Here is an 18,758-nt window from a genome sequence, read left to right as displayed (position 1 = left end):
GCCGCGCCCGACCGGTGTTTCGCCGGCGCCGGAGTCAGGACGAAACGGCGGCCGGCTCGCGCGCATCGCCCGATTCGACTGCATCGAGATCGACGGTCTGCGCGTAGGTCGGGACTTCGCACGGCCAATGCAATCGCTCCGAAATACGCCGCCGCAGTGCGTCCGCCGATGCAGGTTCGCCATGCGTGATGAAGGTCCGTACGGGCGCGGGCTGCATCGTACCGAGCCACCGGAGAATCTCCTCGTAGTCGGCATGCGCGGACAGCGCGGCGATCGACTCGACCTGCGCGCGCACACGCACGTATTCGCCGTGAATCTTGACCGTCGGTTCGTGCGCGGCCAGCGCCGCGCCGCGTGTACCGGCCGCCTGATAGCCGACCAGCGCGATCGTGTTGCGCGCGTCGGGCGCGTAGCGGCTCAGGTGATGGAGCACGCGCCCGCCCGTGGCCATGCCGCTGCCGGCGATGATGACCATCGGCCCGTGGTGTTCCGCAATCGCCTTCGACTGCTCGACCGTCCGGATCATCGTCGCCGCGTGGCCGAGCGCGTTCGCTTCCGAAAGCGTCAGCCGGTGTTCGAGGATGTGGTGGCGATAGATTTCGGTCACGTCGGTCGCCATCGGGCTGTCGACGAACACGGGGACGCGCGCCATGCGGCCGGACGCCTTCAGCCGCGCGATGTAGTGCAGGATCTCCTGCGCGCGGCCGACGGTGAAGCAGGGCATCACGACGACCCCGCCGCGCGCGAAGGTCGTGTCGAACAGCGTGGCGAGCGCGTTCTCGGGATCGGATTCCGGATGCAGCCGGTCGCCGTAGGTCGATTCGACGACGAGATAGTCCGCATGCGCCGGCGGTCGCGGCGGCTGCATGATCGGATCGTGATAGCGGCCGAGGTCGCCCGAGAACGCGAGCACCTTGTGATCCCAGTGCATCACGACGCTCGCCGCGCCGAGGATGTGCCCGGCCGGCAGCAGGCGGAACGCCAGGCCGTCGCCGAGCGCCGTGCATTCGTCGAAGGCGACGGGCTTCAGCAGCCGCAGCGCCCGCTGCGCATCGTCGAGCGTATAGAGCGGCTGCGCCGGATGATGCTTCGAGTAGCCGTGCCGGTTCGCGAAGTCGGCTTCTTCCTCCTGCAACCGCGCGCTGTCGCGCAACATGATGTCGCAGAGTTCGGCCGTGGCCGCCGTGCAGTACACCGGCCCGCGATAGCCTTCGCGCGCCAGCACCGGCAGATAGCCGGTGTGGTCGATATGCGCATGCGTGAGCACGACCGCGTCGAGCGTGTCGGGCGCGAGCGGCAGCGGGCTCCAGTTGCGCAATCGCAGGTTTTTCGTGCCCTGGAACAAGCCGCAATCGACCAGCACGCGCCGGCCGCCGTGCTCGACCAGATACTTCGAGCCGGTCACGGTTTCGGTCGCACCGAGAAAAGTCAGTTTCATCGTTCGCCTTCTTGAAAATTGACGGGTTCAGTGCGTCGATTACATCGCGAAGGGGCGCGCGGCGATTGACGGAAATCAGCGATTCCCGCCTCGAGCAGGATGTCGAATGCGACGCGTCCGGCTGTCTCGCTAGCGCTCGCCCGGTGCGGGATCGAGCTGCGCGACGAACGCGACGCCGCCCGACACCAGCGTGACGATCGCGTAAGGCAGCACGTGCGCGTCGACCAGCATCGCGTGCACGACGCCCAGTAGCGATGCGAGTGCGATGAACACGCCCAGCGTGGCGAGCGCGGTCCGGTACGAATGGCGAATCATGACGGTCTCCCGGGGAGCGGCTGGCGTTCGTCCGCGTTGGCGCGCAGCGGCAGTTTGCGATTTCGCAAGGTAGGGCATCATGATCGCGTACCGGCTTCCGGCGCGGTTGATCTGTATCAACAGGCGAATCCCGGCCTCGCGTGCGATGGGGCGATGAGGCCGTGGAACGATCAAGTCATCTGACCAATGGTCTTGCGGAACCGCATCAGCGACAGCAGGAACAGCACGCCGCCGATCGCGAACAGCGCCGCGAACTGCGGCCACACCGCATCGAAGCCGGCGCCCCGGTACAGGATGCGTTGCGCGAGCTCGACGAAATGGGTCGTCGGCGCGGCCAGCATGATGTCCCGCACGGCCACCGGCATGCTTTCGCGCGGCGTCAATCCGCCCGACAGCAGTTGCAGCGGCAGCAGCACGAGCACGAGCAACATGCCGAACTGCGGCATGCTGCGCACGAGCGTCGCGAGAAAGATCCCCATCGACGTCGTCGCGAACAGGTGCAACGCCATCCCGGCCACGAACAGCGGGATGGAGCCGGGAATCGGCACGTGCAGGGCGCCGCCCACGACGCACGTCAGCGACGCGACGGCCGCCACCGTGACGACGAGCCCCATCGACCAGACCTTCGCGAGCATGATCTCCGCCGCGGTCACCGGCATCACGAGCAGATGCTCGATCGTGCCGTGTTCGCGCTCGCGAATCAGCGCGGCGCCGGTGAGGATCATCGACAGCATCGTCACGTTGTTGATCAGTTCCATCAGCGCGCCGAACCAGACCTCGTCGAGATTCGGGTTGAAGCGCATCCGCATCGCGAGATCGACGGGCGGCAATGGCGTGCCGCGGTAGCGCCGCGCGAACGCGTCGATCTCGCCCGACACGATCTGCTGGATGTAGGTGCTGCCGGTGAAGGCTTGCGTCATGCGGGTCGCATCGACGTTGAGCTGGATCGTCGCGTGACGGCCGGCCAGCACGTCGCGCTGGAAGTCCGGCGGAATGTCGAGCGAGAACGTGTAGTCGCCGTTGTCGAGGCCGCGATCGGCCGCGCCGGCGTCGACGATCGGGGGCGGCGCGAACTGCGGCGGAAAGAACGCCGCCGCGATCTGCGCCGACAGCGGCGACGCGTCTTCGTCGACGAGCGCGATCGGCACCTTGTGCAGCGTTTCGGGGCGTGCGGTCGCGGCGACGTAGATCGACGCGCTGAACGTATAGATGATCAGCGCGAGCAGGATCGGGTCGCGGGCGAGGCTCCAGAGTTCCTTGATCCCGAGCCGGTAGATGGCGAGCAGGCGCGACACGATCAGCGCTCCTGTTTGCGCAGCAGGATGCCGGTCGTCACCATGATCACCGGCACGGCCGCGAGCAGCGGCCAGAACTGGGACGACAGCTCGGCCAGTCCGAGCGCCTTGTTGTACACGCCGCGGCTGATCGCAAGCATGTAGGTGGCCGGATAGATCGTACCGATCCACTTGCCGCTGCCTTCCAGCGACGACAGCGGCGTGAGCAGGCCCGAGAACTGCACGACGGGGATCAGCGTGCCGACGATCGTCATGAAGATCGCGGCGATCTGGCTGCGCGTGAACGTCGACGCAAACAACCCGATGCCGGTGGCGACGACATTGAAGATCAGCACCGCGGCCGCCAGCGTCGCGAAGCTTCCCTTGATCCGCACGCCGAACACGACGTCGGCCAGCACGACCATCAGCAGGAAATTCAGCATGGCCAGCATCACGTACGGCGCCTGCTTGCCGAGCAGGAATTCGGCGCGGGTCACGGGCGTCACGTACAGGTTGACGATCGATCCGAGCTCCCGTTCCCGGACGACGGCGAGCGCCGTCAGCATCGCGGGCAGCATCAGAAGCAGCATCGGCATGATCGCGGGGATCATCGCGGGCAGGCTCTTGACGTCCGGGTTGTACCGATAGCGGATCGCGACATCGACGGCCGGGACGAGCGACACGCCGAGCCGGCGCTTCGCCTGATCGCGCAGCCAGTTCTCGTGCATGCCGGCCACATAGCCGCGGATCGTTTCCGCGCGCATCGGCATCGCGCCGTCGACCCACGCGCCGATCTCCACGTGCCGGCCGCGGGCGACGTCGCGTGCGAAACCGGGCGGGATCTCGATCGCGAGCGACAGCTGGCCGTTGCGCATGCGGCGATCGATGTCGCGGTCATCCACGAGCCGCGCGCGCGGCACGAAGTAGCGGGAGCCCGCGAAATTCTGCGCGTAGTCCTGGCTCAGCATCGATTGATCGCGATCGAGCACGGCGAACGTCAGGTTGTCCACGTCGAGACTGATGCCGATGCTGATCACGCACATCAGTACGAGCGAACCGAACAGCGCCAGCGTCGCGCGCAGCGGGTCGCGTCGCAGTTCCAGCACTTCGCGCCACAGGTAGCTGCCGGCGCGCGCCGGACTGAACCAGGCGGCGCCGTGGGCGGTATCGCTCGCGGCGGGCGATACGGCCAGCCAGCCGGCGCCCGGTGACGTGTCCGCGGGTGCGCCGTCCACGCGTTGCGCGTCGGTCAGGTAGCCGATGAACGCGTCCTCGAGCGTGGCGGCGCCGCGCAGGCGAACCAGTTCGTCCGGCGCGGCGCTCGCCAGCACGCGACCCGCGTGCATCAGCGAGATGCGGTCGCAGCGGGCGGCCTCGTTCATGAAGTGCGTCGAAATGAAAATCGTCACGCGATCGTTGCGCGCGAGCTCGATCATCAATCGCCAGAAGTCGTCGCGCGCAACCGGGTCCACGCCGGACGTCGGTTCGTCGAGGATCAGCAGTTCGGGCTTGTGCACCATCGCAACGGCAAGAGACAGCCGCTGCCGCATGCCGAGCGGCAGACGTTCGGGCAGCGCATCGAGTACCTCGGCGAGCCCGAAGCGTCCGACCATTTCGTCGATGCGTGCGGGCAGGTCCGATTCCGGTACGCCGAACAGGCGCGCATGCAGCACGAGGTTCTGCCTGACGGTCAGTTCGCCGTACAGCGAAAACCCTTGCGACATGTAGCCGACCCGCCTGCGCGTATCGATATCGTTCGCGGCGACCGGACGGCCGAACAGCGTCGCCGTACCTTCGGACGCGGCGAGCAGGCCCGTGAGCATCTTCATGGTCGTCGATTTGCCGCAGCCGTTGGAGCCGAGAAAGCCGAAGATTTCGCCGCGACGGATTTTCAGGCTCACGTGGTCGACCGCGACGAAATCGCCGAACCGCATCGTCAGCGCGTCGGCCTCGATCGCGTAGCCGCCGGCCGCGTCGGGCTGGAACGGCGTTATCCGGATCGGCTGGTGCCCGTGCCGGCGCGCTTCCGGCAGCAACGCGATGAACGCGGCTTCCAGCGTGTCGCAGCCGGTGCGGGCGAGCAGGTCGCCGGGGCTGCCCGTCGCGAGCACGCGGCCGGCGTCCATCGCGATCAGCCAGTCGAAACGCCGGGCCTCGTCCATGTACGCGGTGGCGACGAGTACGCTCATTGCGGGGCGGGCGGTGCGAATACGTTCGATCAATTCCCAGAACTGGGCGCGCGACAGCGGATCCACGCCGGTCGTCGGTTCGTCCAGGATCAGCAGATCGGGATCGTGGATCAATGCGCAGCACAGGCCGAGTTTCTGCTTCATGCCGCCCGACAGTTTGCCGGCGGGGCGGTCGAGAAACGCATGAAGGCCGGTGCTGTGCGTGAGCGCGTCGATGCGGCGGCGTCGCTCGGCCGCATCGTGGCCGAACAGTCTGGCGAAGAACTGCAGGTTTTCCTCGACCGACAGCGTCGCGTACAGGTTCCGGCCCAGCCCTTGCGGCATGTAGGCGATACGCCGGCATACGCGTGCGCGATGGCCGCGCGACGACAGATCGCCATCGAGCGTCCATACGCGGCCCTGCTGGATCGCACGCGCGCCGGAGACGAGCGCGAGCAGGCTCGACTTGCCGACGCCGTCCGGTCCGATCAGCCCGATCATGCGGCCGGCCGGAATATCGAGCGTCACGTCGTCGAGCGCGCAGGTATCGCCGTAGCGCAACGAGACACGCGACAGCCGGGCGACCGCGCCCGATTGCATGGAAGCCGGCGGGCCTTCGGTCCCGCCCGCGTCGGCATCGGCAGGCAACGTGGCCTTCATTGCGGCACCTTGATCGCGAGGCGTGCCGGCCACGCTGCGTTCGGATCGGTTTTCAGCCACGCGACGCCGGGCAGGCCGGTCTTGACGAGCTTCAGGTGGCGCTGCAGCAGATCGCGGTCGATGCGCGCCTTGATCCGAAACATCAGTTTCTGCCGTTCGGTGGCCGTCTCGACCGTCTTCGGCGTGAATTGCGCCGTGCTCGACACGTACGACACGCGTGCCGGAATCACGTATTCCGGCGCCGCATCGAGCACGATTCGCACGTCGGCGCCGAGCGGGACTCTGCCGACGACCGTTTCGGGCAGAAAGAACGTCATGTAGACGTCGGACAGGTCGACGACATTGAGCACCTTGCCGCCTGCCGGCAGGACTTCGCCCGATTCGGCAATGCGATACTGGACCCGCCCGTCGCGCGGCGACGTCAGCTCGCTGTCCGCGAGGTCGGCCTGCACGCGTGCGACGGTCGCCTGCGCGGCCGTCACGGCCGAGCGCGCGGCGACGAGCTGGGCCCGGGTGGCGTCGATTCCGGCCTGCGCGGCTTCTACCTGGGCGCGCGCGGCGTTCACGGTCGCGCGCAGGCTGCCGGCGCGCGCGCGATCGTCGTCGAGTTCCTGCAGCGACGACGCGCCGTCCCGCGACAGCGTTTCGGACCGCGCGAGCCGGCGCGTGGCCGCGTCGAGCTCGCTTTCGCGCTGCACGACGAGCGCGGCCGCCGCGGCCTTGTCGCTGCGACGCTGGGCCACCTGCGCGTCGATGCTCGCCGCGGTGTTTACCGCCTGTTGTTCCCGGGCCTGCGCCTCGTCGAGCTGTGCCCGCAGGACGACCACGTCCATGCGGGCGAGCGGCTGACCGGCGCTCACGAAGTCGCCTTCGTCGACGAGCATGGCGGTGACGCGCCCCGGCAGCTTGGTCGCGACGTCGATCTCGGTCGCCTCGATGCGGCCGTTGCCGCTGACGAGCCCGGCGTCCGTCCGTGCGTCGCGCCAGCGGGTCCAGCCGTAGTAAACGAGGCCGACCGCGAGCACGGCCGCGCCGGCACCGATCAGAAGAGGGCGCTTGATGGTCTTCATGGTCTGGAACCCGAATCGATGGAAAGGTGGTTCGATGCCGCGGCGGCGCTGTCGGTCTCGGTCGTCCCGCCGCCGAGCGCGCCGTACAGCGCGACGCGGCTCGACAACAGCGCACGGCGCGTCATCACCCATTGCTGCTCGGCGTTCATCAGGTCGCGTTGTGCGTCGAGTACTTCCAGGAAGCGGGTGGCGCCGCTGTCGTAGCGCAGTTTCGCCAGCCGCGCGCGCTCGGCCTGGGACGCGAGCGTCGCCCGTTCGATCGCGACCTGGTCGGCGAGCCAATAGCGTGCGGCGAGTGCATCGGACACGTCGCGAAATGCGCGCTGCATGGTCTTCTCGTACTGGGCGAGCGCCTCGTCGCGCTGGGCGTGCGCGAGGGCGAGATTCGATCGATTGCGGCCGCCGTCGACGAGCGGCAGCGTGACATTGGGAATCACCGACCACACGCCCGTTCCGGACGACAGCAGGTCATGCAGTGCGCTGCTTCCCGAACCGATCGCGCTCGTCAACGCGATACGCGGAAAAAACGCCGCGCGTGCCGCGCCGATGTTCGAGCGCGTGGCCTGCAGTTCGTGCTCCGCCGCGATCACGTCCGGACGCCGGGCGAGCAGCGACGACGGCAGGCCGGGCGCGAGCGACGGCATCACCGCGCCGTCGTCGAGCGTCAGCGGCGTGTCGGCCAGTGCCGGCGTCGCGCCGACGAGCAACGCCAGCGCATCGGCCGCCGATGCACGCGCCTGCTGCAACTGGACGCCAAGCGATTCGGCCTGCTGCAGCAGGATCTCCGATTGCGTCAGGTCCAGCCGCGAGATCGCGCCGGCCGCGTGACGCAGCCGGAAAATCCGCAGCGATTCGCGCCGCGTGTCGATCGTCGCGCGCGTCAGCGCGATCCGTTCATCGAGTTCGCACAGGGTCAGATAGGCGTCCGCCACGCCGGTGATCACGCTCAGCGTCACCGCTTGCCGCGCGGCATCGCTCGCGAGATAGCGCTGCAGCGCCGACGTTTTCAGGTTGCGCACGCGGCCCCAGAAATCGATCTCCCATTGCGTCTCCGCCAGCTGGATCTCGTAGACCTGGCCGATGACCGGCGCCGGGGTCAGGAAGCCGCCCGGCGTGCGAAACCGCGCATAGGCCGCGCCGGCGCCGATCGTCGGCCACTGATCCGCGCTGCGAATGCCATAGACGGCGCGAGCCTGTTCGACGCGTGCAACGGCTGCGCGCAGATCCCGATTGTCGGCGAGCGCCTGCTCGATCAACGCGCGCAAACGGACGTCGACGAAGTAGTGTTGCCAGGCAGGCGGCGCCTGCGCAATGACGGCGCTGCGAGCGGCAGGGTCGGGGAACGCGGCGGGGATCGGCGCGGCGGGACGTTCGTCGGGTGGCGCGAACGACAGGCATCCGGACAGCAGGCCCGCACAGGCTGCCAGCGCAACGAGACGAACGCGCCGCGCGGCGGCAGGCTGAAACAGCGGCGGAAGCGCGACGGCGCGCATGGGGTCCCTCATCGGCTATACGAACACGGGATGGCGCCGCCCGCATGGCGACGCCGCTTCGGGTTCACTTATATCCGACGAATGCCGCGTGCTCCCTTGATCTGCATCACTGCGGCCGTCATGCGTTTCGAGTGAAGCCTCGCTTGACAGGCATACGGCCGATCGTCCAGCCGATGTTCGATTTACGGGCGGTCGCCGGGCGCGAGATTCAGCAGCACGACGAACGACAGGATGCTCAGGATCAACGTGACGATCGAATACCTGAACACCCGCTCGTCGAACAGCATGCCGTGCACGATGCCGGCCAGCGACGCCAGCGCGATGAACACGCTCAGCGTCGCGAGTGCGATGCGGTACTGCTTTCGGTTCATGACGGTCTCCCGGGAAGCGGCTCGGTCATCTCGGCGCGACATGTTCGCGGCGTCTGTCGCCATGATCGAGTCGCGCTCCGGCGGCCCGTTGATCTGCATCAACGGACAAATCAGCCGGTTACTCACCGTGCCGCCGACGCCGCAAGCCTGCGGTTGGTTGATCCTCGTCAAGCTGCCGGTGCCGCCATGCGCGATCCTGAATCGGCTACGGCACACGTCCGGTCGCACGCTCCGCGATCGGCACGCGCCGGGACGGGAGACCGACATGAAGTCCGATGCAGCACTCAAGCAGGATGTCGAGCAGGCGCTGTTCTGGAATCCGGCGATCGATTCGCGCCGGATCGACGTCGACGTGCGCGACCGGATCGTGACGCTGCGCGGCACGGTCGACAGCTGGGCCCAGAAGCTCGAAGCGCAGAAAACCGCGCTGCATGTCGCGGATGCGCGCGCACTGGTGCTCGAACTGAACGTCGAGCCGCCGGAGGATGCCTGCGCCGACCACGAACTGGCGATCGCGATCACGTTCGCGCTCGGCTGGCAGGAGGCATTGCGCGATCACCAGATTCGCGTCGAAGTCGATCACGGCTGCGTGACGCTCGACGGCGAGGTCGATCATGCGTTCCAGAGCCGCGCAGCGGAAAAAATGGTGAGCCGGATGAAAGGCGTCGTCGGTGTCGCGAATCGCATTCGGGTGCGGGCCGACCAAACGGTGCCCGACGTCGGCACCCGGATTGCCGAAGCGCTGGCCCGTCGCGCGCAGCGCGAATCCGCCGGGATCGCGATCGATGCAGACGACGGCGTCGTCACGCTGACGGGCACGGTCGCGTCGCTGGCGGAAAGGCGTGCCGCGTGCGGCGCGGCGGCGTCGGTCAGGGGCGTGCGCGAGGTGGTCGACCGGTTGACCGTCGCATGACCGTCGTGCCTGTCATTCAACTGTCGCGACAGCGAGGACATGCTGCGCGCGGACTGGACCCGTGACGCGGCCTGAGCGGTCGCAGGTCCGGCGCACAGCCTCGACGTCATGAAGAAGACATTCGACTACTCCGGGTTGACCACGGACGCTCCGGTCTGAACGAGCGATCGCCGCGTTGCGCCGCGCGTCGGCCGCTGGTCTGCGTGCATCGTTCAACAGCCGATGCAGACCGGGCGCTCGCGCCGCGCCTGCGTCGCATCGGCGGTCACGACCGACGCGAGCCGCGGATCGGGCCGAAACACCGTGATTCCCTTGAGCCCGTCACGCCATGCCTGGAAGAACAGAGCGTCGACATCCGCGAGGGAACACTGCGCCGGCAGCGTCACGGTCTTGGAGATGCCGGCGTCGACGCACGGCTGCAGCGCCGCGAGCATCGCGACATGATCGACCGGCGCGATGTCCGCCGCCGTGACGAAATAATCCGGCAGCCTGACGGTGCCGCCATGCAGGTCGCGAAACAGCCGGTAAGCGTGATTCTCGACACGAAACGGCCGCACCCGTCCGTCCGCGGTGCGCACGAGGCGCCGCTGGGTCCAGCCGAGCGCCGGCTCGATCCCGTTCGAACAGTTGTCGCAGAAGGCGAGACTCACGCTGCCGGCCGGCGCGAACGACAGCAGGTGGCTGTTGCGCAGCCCGTGCCGCGCGATCGCGTGGTGCACCTTCAGCGGCAGCGGCATGCGGTGCGCGGGGCCGGACAGATAGGCGGAGGAATCGTATGCGGGAAACGCGCCGCGCTCGGCGGCAAGCGCGGCCGAGGCGGCGAACGCATGCTCGCGCATCGTCAGCACGATCCCGCGTGCGAACGCCCGCGCTTGCGCACCGTCGTAGCGCAGCCGCAGCATCGTCAGCGCGTCGCCCAGGCCGGTGACGCCGACTCCGATGCGGCGCGTGCGCCGCGCCTCGTGGGCGTGCGCGGCGAGCGGCCACGCGGTCAGGTCGAGCACGTTGTCGAGCATGCGCACCTGGATGCGCACCGCGTCGGCGAGCCCCGGGAAATCGAAGCGCGGCTTGCCGTCGACCCCGAACGGGTGATGGACGAAACGCGACAGGTCGATCGGCCCGAGCACGCAACTGCCGTACGGCGGCAGCGGCTGCTCGCCGCACGGGTTCGTCGCGTCGATCCGTTCGTGTTCGCGCAGCGGATTCGCGTCGCGGATCGTGTCGAGGAACAGCAGCCCCGGCTCGGCGCTGTCGCGTGCCGCGCCGACGATCTCGTGCCAGAGCGTGCGTGCCGGAATCGTCGCGTAAAGATACTGTCCGTCCGGCCGCCGGGGCCGTGCGCCGGCCCTGGAAAGGGGCCGCGCGTGATGGACGAGCGCCCAGGGCAGGTCCTGCCGGACTGCCTCCATGAACGCATCGGTGACGCCGACCGACAGGTTGAACGTCGGCCAGCGCGCCCGTCCGCGCTTGGCGGCGACGAATGCCACGAGATCCGGATGATCGCAGCGCAACACCCCCATTTGCGCGCCCCGGCGCGGGCCGGTGAACGGCAGCGCCCGGCACATCGCGTCGAAACGGTCGATCGCGACGCATGCGCCTCGTTCGGACGACACGCGCCGGTCATATGCGCCGGCAGGCGGCACCGGCGAGAAGTCGTAGCCGATTCCGCCGCCCATCAACAGTGTGAGCCGTGCGTCGTCGAGCGCATGCGCGAGTGCTGCGTCGATGGCGGCCCATGGCGCGCCCGGCGGCATCGAGAGCGGATGGACGAAGCAGTTGATCATCGTCCCGCCGATATCCGCGCCGGCGTTCGCGAGGATGCGGCCCGCGCCGATGGCGCCGCGCTGCAGGTTCCGGAAGAACGCGCGCGCCGCCTGCGTACGCAGTTGGGCCGGCTCGGCGAGCGACAGCGCATGCGCGACGCGATGGAAGAGGGCCTCGCGAGACGTTTCGCCGGGCCGCGCATAGCGTTCGGTGAACACGGTGGTGCAAAGCGGCTGCTCGTCCATGGCGGGGCTCGGCAACGATGAATGACTCACTGTAGGAGTCCGCCCGGACGCGTCGTTGATCGAGCGCAAGCGGGCGCCTTCGCGGCGTGGCTTGACGGCGGTCAACGCGATGGCCGGCATCGAACGTAATGTGGAGCCACGGCCGGCATGCATCGGTTGCCGGGCGTCGCCGCGCCGGCGTCCGTCGCGAGAAGCCGGCGGGGCGCCCCAGCCATCGACCGAGAGCCACTCACCATGACCGACATCGTTACCGTCACATTGAATCCCGCCGTCGATGTTGCTACGTCGGTCGAGCACATCGTCGAGTCGCACAAGCTGCGCTGCGCGCGGCCGCGGCGCGACCCCGGCGGCGGCGGAATCAACGTCGCCCGGACCGTTCACCGGCTCGGCGGCGATTGCGTCGCGCTGTACCTCGCCGGCGGGCCGACCGGCGACGTCCTGACACGGCTGCTCGAAGCCGAGCATCTGCCGAGCGAGCGCATCCGGATCGCCGGCGAGACCCGCGAGAATGTGTGCGTGACCGAGACCGCGACCGGGCGCGAATACCGCTTCCTGATGCCGGGGCCGACGCTCACGCAGGCCGAGTGGCGCGACTGCGCGGCGCGCATCGACGCGATGCAACCGGTGCCCCGCTATCTCGTCCTGAGCGGCAGCCTGCCGCCCGGCGCCCCCGACGATCTCTATGCGACGTTGGCGCGGACGGCGAAAGCGAGGGGCAGCCGCGTGGTGGTCGACGCAGCGGGCCGGGCGCTGCAGGCGGCCCTCGAGGCCGGCGTGCATCTCGTCAAGCCCAGTATCGGCGAACTGAGCGCGCTGGCCGGCGAACCGCTCGACGACTCGTCGGCATGTCGGAAAGCGAACGAACTCGTGGCGCGCGGCCAGGCCGACATCGTCGCGTTGACGCTCGGCGCGCGCGGCGCATGGGTCGTCACGCGCGATCGCACGCTGCGCCTGCCCGGCAGGCCGGCGGCGGTATGCAGCACGGTCGGCGCCGGCGACAGTTTCGTCGGCGGCATGGTGTGGGCGCTGGCGCGCGGCGTGCCGTTCGACGGCGCGTGCCGCTACGCGCTGGCGGCATCGGCCGCTTCGGTCGAGCATCCGGGGACGGCACTGTGCACGCGCGACGACGTCGAGCGGATTCATGCCGAGCTGGTTGTGCAGGCAAGCTGACGGGCGGGCGGCGCGAACACATCAGAGTCGTTCGACGTGTGCGAGGATTGCTTCGGCGTGGCGTAACGGGCACGCGAACCCGCGGCGTGGAATGGCATTGCGTCAGCCGAATCGCCGGTTGTTTCAGGTGTATGCGTGCGCTTGATGACCTGCGTCAACACCGCTCGTGCCGCAAGAGCGAAGATCGATGTTCGCGCGGGTCGATCACGAGTCGACCGACGGCCCGCGTCGCCCGGGCAGGGGAGGGAACATGAATGCCGCGATGCTTTGCACCCGCGATGTCGCCATGTGTTCCGTGCAGACGACCGTCGTCGAGGCGGCCGCGATGATGCGCGATACGCACGCCGGCGATCTGGTCGTCGTACGTGAAAGAGAAGGACGATGCGAGCCGGTCGGCATGCTGACCGACCGGGATATCGTGCTCGCCGTCGTCGGCCCCGACGCACCGGCCGGTTCATTGTTCGTCGGCGACATCATGTCGGCCCCGGTCGCCGTCGCGGACGTCGACGACGATCTCTGGCTGCTCGCGAAGCGGATGCGCCAGCATGGCGTGCGCCGATTGCCGGTGGTGGGCGACGGCGGTGAGCTGGTCGGCATCGTGTCGCTCGACGACCTGCTGCGCGCGGCCGCGGCGCTGCTCGACGAACTACGCCTCGTGGCGGCACGCCAGCCGTATTTCGAGGAGAAACAGCGCGGATGATGCGGTGCACGTCGGGGGTGGTTGCGACGTGCCCGCGGCAACGGCGTGCGCGAGCACGGCCGGGAAGAGGGCGTGACGATGGCGATTTCGGGCGAACACGGGCTGGTTCTCGTAGCCGGTCGGATCGCCGAATCGCCGGGTCAGCCGGTCGGTTTCGACGACGGGCGCGGGACGTGCGGCGCCGCGGCGCGGTTGCGGCCCAGCGCACGGTTGCCGAGTGGCGCGCCGGGTGCCGGCACTGCGGGACGGTTGACGCAGGTCAACCCGGCTGGCTCCCCTGCCCCGGAAGATGAACCGCCATCATCGGCGGGGAGGGGCACCGTGGAGCACCATGCGGAGGTATTGCGGGGCGGTCGCTGGACGCTGCCCGCACCGGGCTGGCGGGATCTCGCCGCGATGCTGATCGTCACCAGCGTCCTGCTGCTCGCCGGGATCTCGGCGCACCAGATGGCAGGCCCGCTCGCAGTCGCGCATCCTCCGACCATCTCGCTGTCTCCCGCGGCGTTGCCCGGCTATACGCTGCGTACCGTCTCGCGCATGTTCGCGGCATTGCTCGCGTCGATCGTCTTCACGTTCGTCTATGCGACCGCGGCGGCCCGGAGCCGGTCGGCGGAGCGGGTGCTGATTCCGTTGCTCGACGTGCTTCAGTCGGTGCCGGTCCTCGGCTACCTGTCGTTTACGGTGCTGTTCTTCCTGTCGTTGTTTCCGGGGCGAATCCTCGGCGCCGAGTGCGCCGCGATCTTCGCGATCTTCACGAGCCAGGCGTGGAACATGACGTTCAGCTTCTACCAGGCGCTGCGCACGGTGCCGCTCGACCTTGACGAGGCCAGCCGCAGTTTCCGGCTTTCGGCGTGGCAGCGCTTTTGGCGCCTGGAGGTACCGTTCGCGATGCCCGGCCTTGTCTGGAACGCCATGATGTCGATGTCGGGCGGCTGGTTCTTCGTGGTCGCGTCCGAGGCGATCGCGGTCGGCAACCTGCACGTCGAGCTGCCGGGCGTGGGCGCCTATGTCGCGCAGGCGATCGCGAACCGCGACCTGGCCGCGGTGGGCTGGGCGATCGTCGCGATGAGCATCGCAATCGTCCTGTACGACCAGTTGCTGTTCAGGCCGCTGGTTGCGTGGTCGGAACGGTTCCGCCATGGCGATGCCGCGCCCGCGGTCGCGCCGCGCAGCTGGCTGCTCGACCTGTTCCATCGATCGCGATGGATGGCCCGCGCGGGCAGCGCGGTCGGCATGCTGTTGCGTCGCGTGGCGCTTGCGCGGCTGCCCGCGGCGACATGGCCGTGGCGCGGCCGGATGGCGCTGCCGCGGCACGCGGGTGACGCGCTGTGGCTCGCGCTATGCGGCGCGGCATGCGTGTATGCGGCGTACGGGCTGTTCAGCCTCGGGCGCGCGACGCTGACCTGGGCGGACCTGCGTGTCGTGGCGGGCGAAGGGGCGCTCACGTTCGTCCGTGTGAGCGTGCTCGTCGTGATCGCGTCGGCGATCTGGGTGCCGATCGGGATCGCCATCGGTCTTCGGCCGCGCGTGGCCGCCCGCGTTCAGCCGGTCACACAGTTCCTCGCCGCGTTTCCGGCCAACCTGCTGTTTCCGGTCGCCGTCTTTGCGATCGTGCGTTTTCGTCTCGAACCCGACATCTGGTTGTGCCCGTTGCTGATCCTGGGCGCGCAATGGTATGTCCTGTTCAACGTGATCGCGGGCGCGAGCGCGTTCCCGGCCGACCTGCGCGAAGCGGCGGCGTGCTTCCGGGTCCGTCCGGCGACCTGGTGGCGTCGCGTCATGTTGCCGGGCATCCTGCCATATTTCGTGACGGGCGCGATCACTGCATTCGGCGGCGCATGGAATGCGAGCATCGTCGGGGAAGCCGTGAGCTGGGGCGGCACGCGCCTGAATGCCGGTGGCCTCGGCGCCTACATCGCGCGGATGACCGATGCCGGTGACTTTCCGCGCATCGCGCTCGGCGTCGCCGTCATGTCGCTGCTCGTGATTGCGACCAACCGGCTCGTGTGGCGCCCGATGTATGCGTTCGCGGAGCGCAGAACGCGGCTCAATTGAGTCCGGACCCCATCCTTTACCCGCGGGAGACACGCGTGTCGAATCTCGGTGAATGCAAGCAAGCGAACGTTGCGATCGCGGCCGCGCCGTCATCGGAGCAAGCGCCGGTCGTGCTCGAGATGCGCGCCGTATGCAAATCATTCACGAAACCGTCCGGCGAACCGCTGCACGTGCTGGCCGATATCGATTTCACGTTGCGCGAGGGCGAGATACTGGGGTTGCTCGGCCGCTCCGGATCGGGCAAGTCCACGCTGCTGCGGATCGCGGGCGGGCTCGTCGAGCCTTCGTCGGGCGCGGTCGCGTATCGCGGCGCAACGCTTGCCGGCCCGACCAGCGGCATCGCCGTGGTGTTCCAGACCTTCGCGCTGTACCCGTGGCTGACCGTCGTCGAAAACGTCGAGCTGGGACTCGATGCGCTGGGCCTCCCGCCACGCGACATGCGCGAACGGGCCAATGCCGCGATCGAGTTGATCGGGCTCGACGGCTTCGAATCGGCCTTTCCGCGCGAGCTGTCGGGCGGGATGCGTCAGCGGGTCGGGTTTGCCCGCGCGCTCGTGAGCGAACCCGTCCTGCTGTTGATGGACGAACCGTTCTCGGCGCTGGACGTGCTCACCGCGGAAACGCTGCGCACCGATTTTCTCGATCTGTGGGACGCGCGTCAGCTGTCGATCCGAGCGGTGATGATGGTGACCCACAACATAGAGGAAGCGGTGCTCATGTGCGATCGCATCCTGGTGCTCGGCGCCGGTCCCGCACGCATCGACACCGCGCTGAACGTGCCGCTGCCGCGTCCCCGCAGCCGGCACGACCCGGCCTTTCAGGCGATAGTCGGCAAGATCTACGCGACGCTGACCGCACGCATCGCCGATGCGGCGGCGAATCGCGAGACGGCCGGCGGCGCGCTGGCCATGACGCTGCCCGACGTGACGAGCCACCATCTCGCGGGGTTCGTCGAGACACTGGCGGGCGCGCCGTACGACGGCCATGCGGAGCTCGGCACGATTGCGTCGGCGCTCGCGATGCGGGCCGACGCGCTCCATCCGACCGCCGCCGCGCTCCATCTGCTCGCCTTTGCCGAGTGGCACGACCGCACCATCCGGCTGAGCGCGGCGGGCCACGTGTTCGCGCACAGCGACGACGAGGCCCGGCGGCGCCTGTTTCGGGAGCATGTCGTCAAATTCGTGCCGCTTGCCGCGCATATCGACGAAGTGCTGGACGAGCGTGCCGCGCATCGCGCGCCTCGCGAGCGCTTTGAACTGGAACTCGAGGATCATCTCGATCCGCGCGGCGCGGATCAGGCGTTGCGTGTCGTGACCGACTGGGGCCGTTACGCCGGGCTGTTCGATTACGACGACCATACGCGCACATTCGGGCGTTGACGGGGCGCGCTTCCATCCGATGCGATGCGACGTGTCAGATCGGGGAGCGGCGTTTCCGCGCGTAACTTTGCCGGCCCGGCGCCCGCCGTGGACGCCGGGGGGCGTTCCACGAGCGCCATATGTCGTGCGGCTAGGTGCGTAGCGCCGCGAACAACGGCGCCCAGAATGCGCGGTCGCCGTATGCCGTGGCGTCGCAATCGGTATCGAAGCGGATCGCGATCGCGGCCTCGGCCGGCGCCAGTGTCTCGGCATGGTCGATCTGCCGCGCCAGTACGGCCGTGTCGGCGTCGGACGCATCGCACCCGCGCTCGGCCCGCGCCGCGACACGCGCGGCGAGCGTTGCCCGGCTCGCGACGAAATCGAGAATCGCGACGCGCACGCCGCGCTGCGCGGCGAGCGACATGAAGGCTGCTCGGTGGCGCCGGCGCAGGAACGTTGCGTCGACGATCGCCGTGTAGTCGCTGGCGAGGACCACACCGGCCTGCTCACGCAGTCTTTCGTAGATCGCGTCGATCGCGGAATTCGAGTAAGCGGCAGCGGACAGCCGGGTGTGCTCGGGCGCGCGGGCGTCGCGCTTGCGCTCGACGTCGCTGGACAGCCGGATCGCGCCGATCTGTTCCGCAAGCGCGCGGCTGGCCAGCGATTTTCCCGAACCGGACACGCCATGGCACAGCAGCAATGCCGGTCGCACATCGCACCGTGCCTGCGCCATGTCCGACGCCACCCGCAGATACTGACGGCGGGCCGCCTCGTCGCCGCGTAGCCGCGCAGTCATCGCCTGCACCAGCGCGCGATAGACGAAGTAGCACGGCAGCACGCCCAGCGCCGCATGATCGCCCGTGCGGGCGAGCCATTCGGACAGGAGGTGGTGGGCGCAGTCGGCTCGCCCGTGGGCGGAATAATCCGTCAGCGCAAACGCGAGATCGCTCGCCACGTCGATCCAGCGCAGCGTGTCGTCGAACTCGATGCAGTCGAACATCAGGATGCGGTTGCGCCAGCGGACGACGTTGTCGAGATGCAGATCGCCGTGGCACGCGCGCACGAATCCGCGTGCATGCCGCTCGGCGAACTGCGGCGCGACGCGGGCCAGCTCGGCCTCGTACCAGCGGCGCAGCGCAGCTTCTTCGGGCACCGTGACGTCGAGCGTGTCGCACAACGGCCGGCATTGCGCCACGACGCTGGCCGTGCTGCCCCGAAGGCCGTGCGGCGCATGCAGATGATGGCGGGCCAATGTATCCGCGAGTGCGTCCGCGTCCGCCAGTCCCGCGCCGTGTGATGCGCTGCGGGCCGACAACATGGCCTGCGCGTCGAACCGGCGCATCCGCACCACGTACTCGCCGGGCCCTGCCGTCTGCCGATGGCGACGCGCGCCGGTTTGCACGGGCGGGCCGAAGACGCTGCGCCGGCCGCGCGCCACGATCGGCCAGACGCCCAGGTAAAGCGAGCCGGCGAACGGCCGGTTGAGCGTGCACTCCGCCAGCGCGCAGCGGCGACGCTGTGCAGGGCGGACGAGATCGACGAACGCGAATCGAACGGGCTTGATGCGCTTGTACGCGTAGCGCCCCGCCAGATAGACGACGGACAGGTGGGTTTCGATCCGTACGATCCGGCCGGCGGGATGGGGGTAGGTGGCAGGCCGACGCAACGCGCGATCGAATTGCATGACCTTTCGTCGTGCGGCTCCGCGGCTCGACGTGAACGGCAGACGTGGCGCTTTGGACATGGCGAACGAATCGATGGGCA

At 68.8% G+C, this 18,758-nt stretch carries 14 protein-coding genes; 5 read left to right on the top strand and 9 right to left on the bottom strand.

Annotation, left to right across the window (positions count from 1 at the left end; genetic code table 11):
* Positions 1-34: 34 nt before the first annotated feature.
* The 7 genes from CFB49_RS33505 to CFB49_RS33475 form a co-directional block, all read right to left on the bottom strand.
* Positions 35-1,438: an MBL fold metallo-hydrolase RNA specificity domain-containing protein gene (locus tag CFB49_RS33505; RefSeq protein ID WP_069620011.1), complete on the bottom strand. Its 1,404-nt coding sequence runs from the start codon at positions 1,436-1,438 to the stop codon at positions 35-37.
* 129 nt (positions 1,439-1,567) lie between these two features.
* Positions 1,568-1,753, bottom strand: coding sequence for a DUF2964 family protein (locus CFB49_RS33500; protein ID WP_069620012.1), 186 nt, complete (start codon positions 1,751-1,753; stop codon positions 1,568-1,570).
* A gap of 170 nt (positions 1,754-1,923) precedes the next feature.
* Complete coding sequence (locus tag CFB49_RS33495; RefSeq protein WP_089493525.1) at positions 1,924-3,048, bottom strand: ABC transporter permease; 1,125 nt, start codon at positions 3,046-3,048, stop codon at positions 1,924-1,926.
* 2 nt (positions 3,049-3,050) lie between these two features.
* The gene (gene rbbA / locus CFB49_RS33490) at positions 3,051-5,855 is read right to left on the bottom strand and encodes a ribosome-associated ATPase/putative transporter RbbA (protein WP_089493524.1); all 2,805 of its coding nucleotides are present in this window, start codon (positions 5,853-5,855) and stop codon (positions 3,051-3,053) included.
* Complete coding sequence (locus CFB49_RS33485) at positions 5,852-6,925, bottom strand: HlyD family secretion protein (protein ID WP_089493523.1); 1,074 nt, start codon at positions 6,923-6,925, stop codon at positions 5,852-5,854. The genes rbbA and CFB49_RS33485 overlap by 4 nt, the downstream gene beginning before the upstream one ends.
* Positions 6,922-8,418, bottom strand: coding sequence for an efflux transporter outer membrane subunit (locus CFB49_RS33480; protein WP_089493522.1), 1,497 nt, complete (start codon positions 8,416-8,418; stop codon positions 6,922-6,924). Before CFB49_RS33480 ends, CFB49_RS33485 begins: the two co-directional genes overlap by 4 nt.
* A gap of 182 nt (positions 8,419-8,600) precedes the next feature.
* Positions 8,601-8,789 (bottom strand): DUF2964 family protein, encoded by a 189-nt coding sequence (locus CFB49_RS33475; protein WP_006488308.1) that lies wholly within the window; start codon positions 8,787-8,789, stop codon positions 8,601-8,603.
* 265 nt (positions 8,790-9,054) lie between these two features.
* Between CFB49_RS33475 and CFB49_RS33470 the strand changes: the two genes are divergently transcribed.
* Positions 9,055-9,702, top strand: coding sequence for a BON domain-containing protein (locus tag CFB49_RS33470; protein WP_069620123.1), 648 nt, complete (start codon positions 9,055-9,057; stop codon positions 9,700-9,702).
* 212 nt (positions 9,703-9,914) lie between these two features.
* On the opposite strand, the gene CFB49_RS33465 is transcribed toward CFB49_RS33470, so the two are convergent.
* Entirely contained in the window at positions 9,915-11,711 is a 1,797-nt protein-coding gene (locus CFB49_RS33465; protein ID WP_089493521.1) for an adenosylcobalamin-dependent ribonucleoside-diphosphate reductase, read from the bottom strand.
* A gap of 234 nt (positions 11,712-11,945) precedes the next feature.
* Here CFB49_RS33465 and CFB49_RS33460 point away from each other — a divergent pair, with 234 nt between their 5' ends.
* The 4 genes from CFB49_RS33460 to CFB49_RS33445 all read left to right on the top strand — a co-directional run bounded on the left by CFB49_RS33460 (position 11,946) and on the right by CFB49_RS33445 (position 17,015).
* Complete coding sequence (locus CFB49_RS33460; protein WP_089493520.1) at positions 11,946-12,881, top strand: 1-phosphofructokinase family hexose kinase; 936 nt, start codon at positions 11,946-11,948, stop codon at positions 12,879-12,881.
* A 250-nt stretch (positions 12,882-13,131) separates the two neighbouring features.
* Positions 13,132-13,581, top strand: a complete 450-nt coding sequence (locus CFB49_RS33455; RefSeq protein WP_069620018.1) for a CBS domain-containing protein — start codon at positions 13,132-13,134, stop codon at positions 13,579-13,581.
* 321 nt (positions 13,582-13,902) lie between these two features.
* Positions 13,903-15,636: an ABC transporter permease gene (locus CFB49_RS33450; RefSeq protein WP_089493519.1), complete on the top strand. Its 1,734-nt coding sequence runs from the start codon at positions 13,903-13,905 to the stop codon at positions 15,634-15,636.
* Positions 15,637-15,755: 119 nt separating this feature from the next.
* The gene (locus CFB49_RS33445; protein WP_179235007.1) at positions 15,756-17,015 is read left to right on the top strand and encodes an ABC transporter ATP-binding protein; all 1,260 of its coding nucleotides are present in this window, start codon (positions 15,756-15,758) and stop codon (positions 17,013-17,015) included.
* A 130-nt stretch (positions 17,016-17,145) separates the two neighbouring features.
* Here CFB49_RS33445 and CFB49_RS33440 read toward each other — a convergent pair whose 3' ends face one another.
* Complete coding sequence (locus CFB49_RS33440; RefSeq protein ID WP_089493746.1) at positions 17,146-18,738, bottom strand: bifunctional aminoglycoside phosphotransferase/ATP-binding protein; 1,593 nt, start codon at positions 18,736-18,738, stop codon at positions 17,146-17,148.
* Positions 18,739-18,758: the final 20 nt, after the last annotated feature.

Origin of the sequence: Burkholderia sp. AU17457, assembly GCF_002223255.1 — a bacterium.
Lineage (GTDB): Bacteria > Pseudomonadota > Gammaproteobacteria > Burkholderiales > Burkholderiaceae > Burkholderia > Burkholderia sola.
Note: the sequence above shows the minus strand (reverse complement) of the source record. Positions and strands in the feature narration are given on the sequence as shown.

What these genes read in the sequence shown, in the direction of transcription:
- CFB49_RS33505 (WP_069620011.1), bottom strand. Translation starts at nt 1,438, where the DNA reads ATGAAACTGACTTTTCTCGGTGCGACCGAAACCGTGACCGGCTCGAAG.
- CFB49_RS33500 (WP_069620012.1), bottom strand. Translation starts at nt 1,753, where the DNA reads ATGATTCGCCATTCGTACCGGACCGCGCTCGCCACGCTGGGCGTGTTC.
- rbbA (WP_089493524.1), bottom strand. Translation starts at nt 5,855, where the DNA reads ATGAAGGCCACGTTGCCTGCCGATGCCGACGCGGGCGGGACCGAAGGC.
- CFB49_RS33485 (WP_089493523.1), bottom strand. Translation starts at nt 6,925, where the DNA reads ATGAAGACCATCAAGCGCCCTCTTCTGATCGGTGCCGGCGCGGCCGTG.
- CFB49_RS33480 (WP_089493522.1), bottom strand. Translation starts at nt 8,418, where the DNA reads ATGCGCGCCGTCGCGCTTCCGCCGCTGTTTCAGCCTGCCGCCGCGCGG.
- CFB49_RS33475 (WP_006488308.1), bottom strand. Translation starts at nt 8,789, where the DNA reads ATGAACCGAAAGCAGTACCGCATCGCACTCGCGACGCTGAGCGTGTTC.
- CFB49_RS33470 (WP_069620123.1), top strand. Translation starts at nt 9,055, where the DNA reads ATGAAGTCCGATGCAGCACTCAAGCAGGATGTCGAGCAGGCGCTGTTC.
- CFB49_RS33465 (WP_089493521.1), bottom strand. Translation starts at nt 11,711, where the DNA reads ATGGACGAGCAGCCGCTTTGCACCACCGTGTTCACCGAACGCTATGCG.
- CFB49_RS33460 (WP_089493520.1), top strand. Translation starts at nt 11,946, where the DNA reads ATGACCGACATCGTTACCGTCACATTGAATCCCGCCGTCGATGTTGCT.
- CFB49_RS33455 (WP_069620018.1), top strand. Translation starts at nt 13,132, where the DNA reads ATGAATGCCGCGATGCTTTGCACCCGCGATGTCGCCATGTGTTCCGTG.
- CFB49_RS33445 (WP_179235007.1), top strand. Translation starts at nt 15,756, where the DNA reads ATGCGCGCCGTATGCAAATCATTCACGAAACCGTCCGGCGAACCGCTG.
- CFB49_RS33440 (WP_089493746.1), bottom strand. Translation starts at nt 18,738, where the DNA reads ATGTCCAAAGCGCCACGTCTGCCGTTCACGTCGAGCCGCGGAGCCGCA.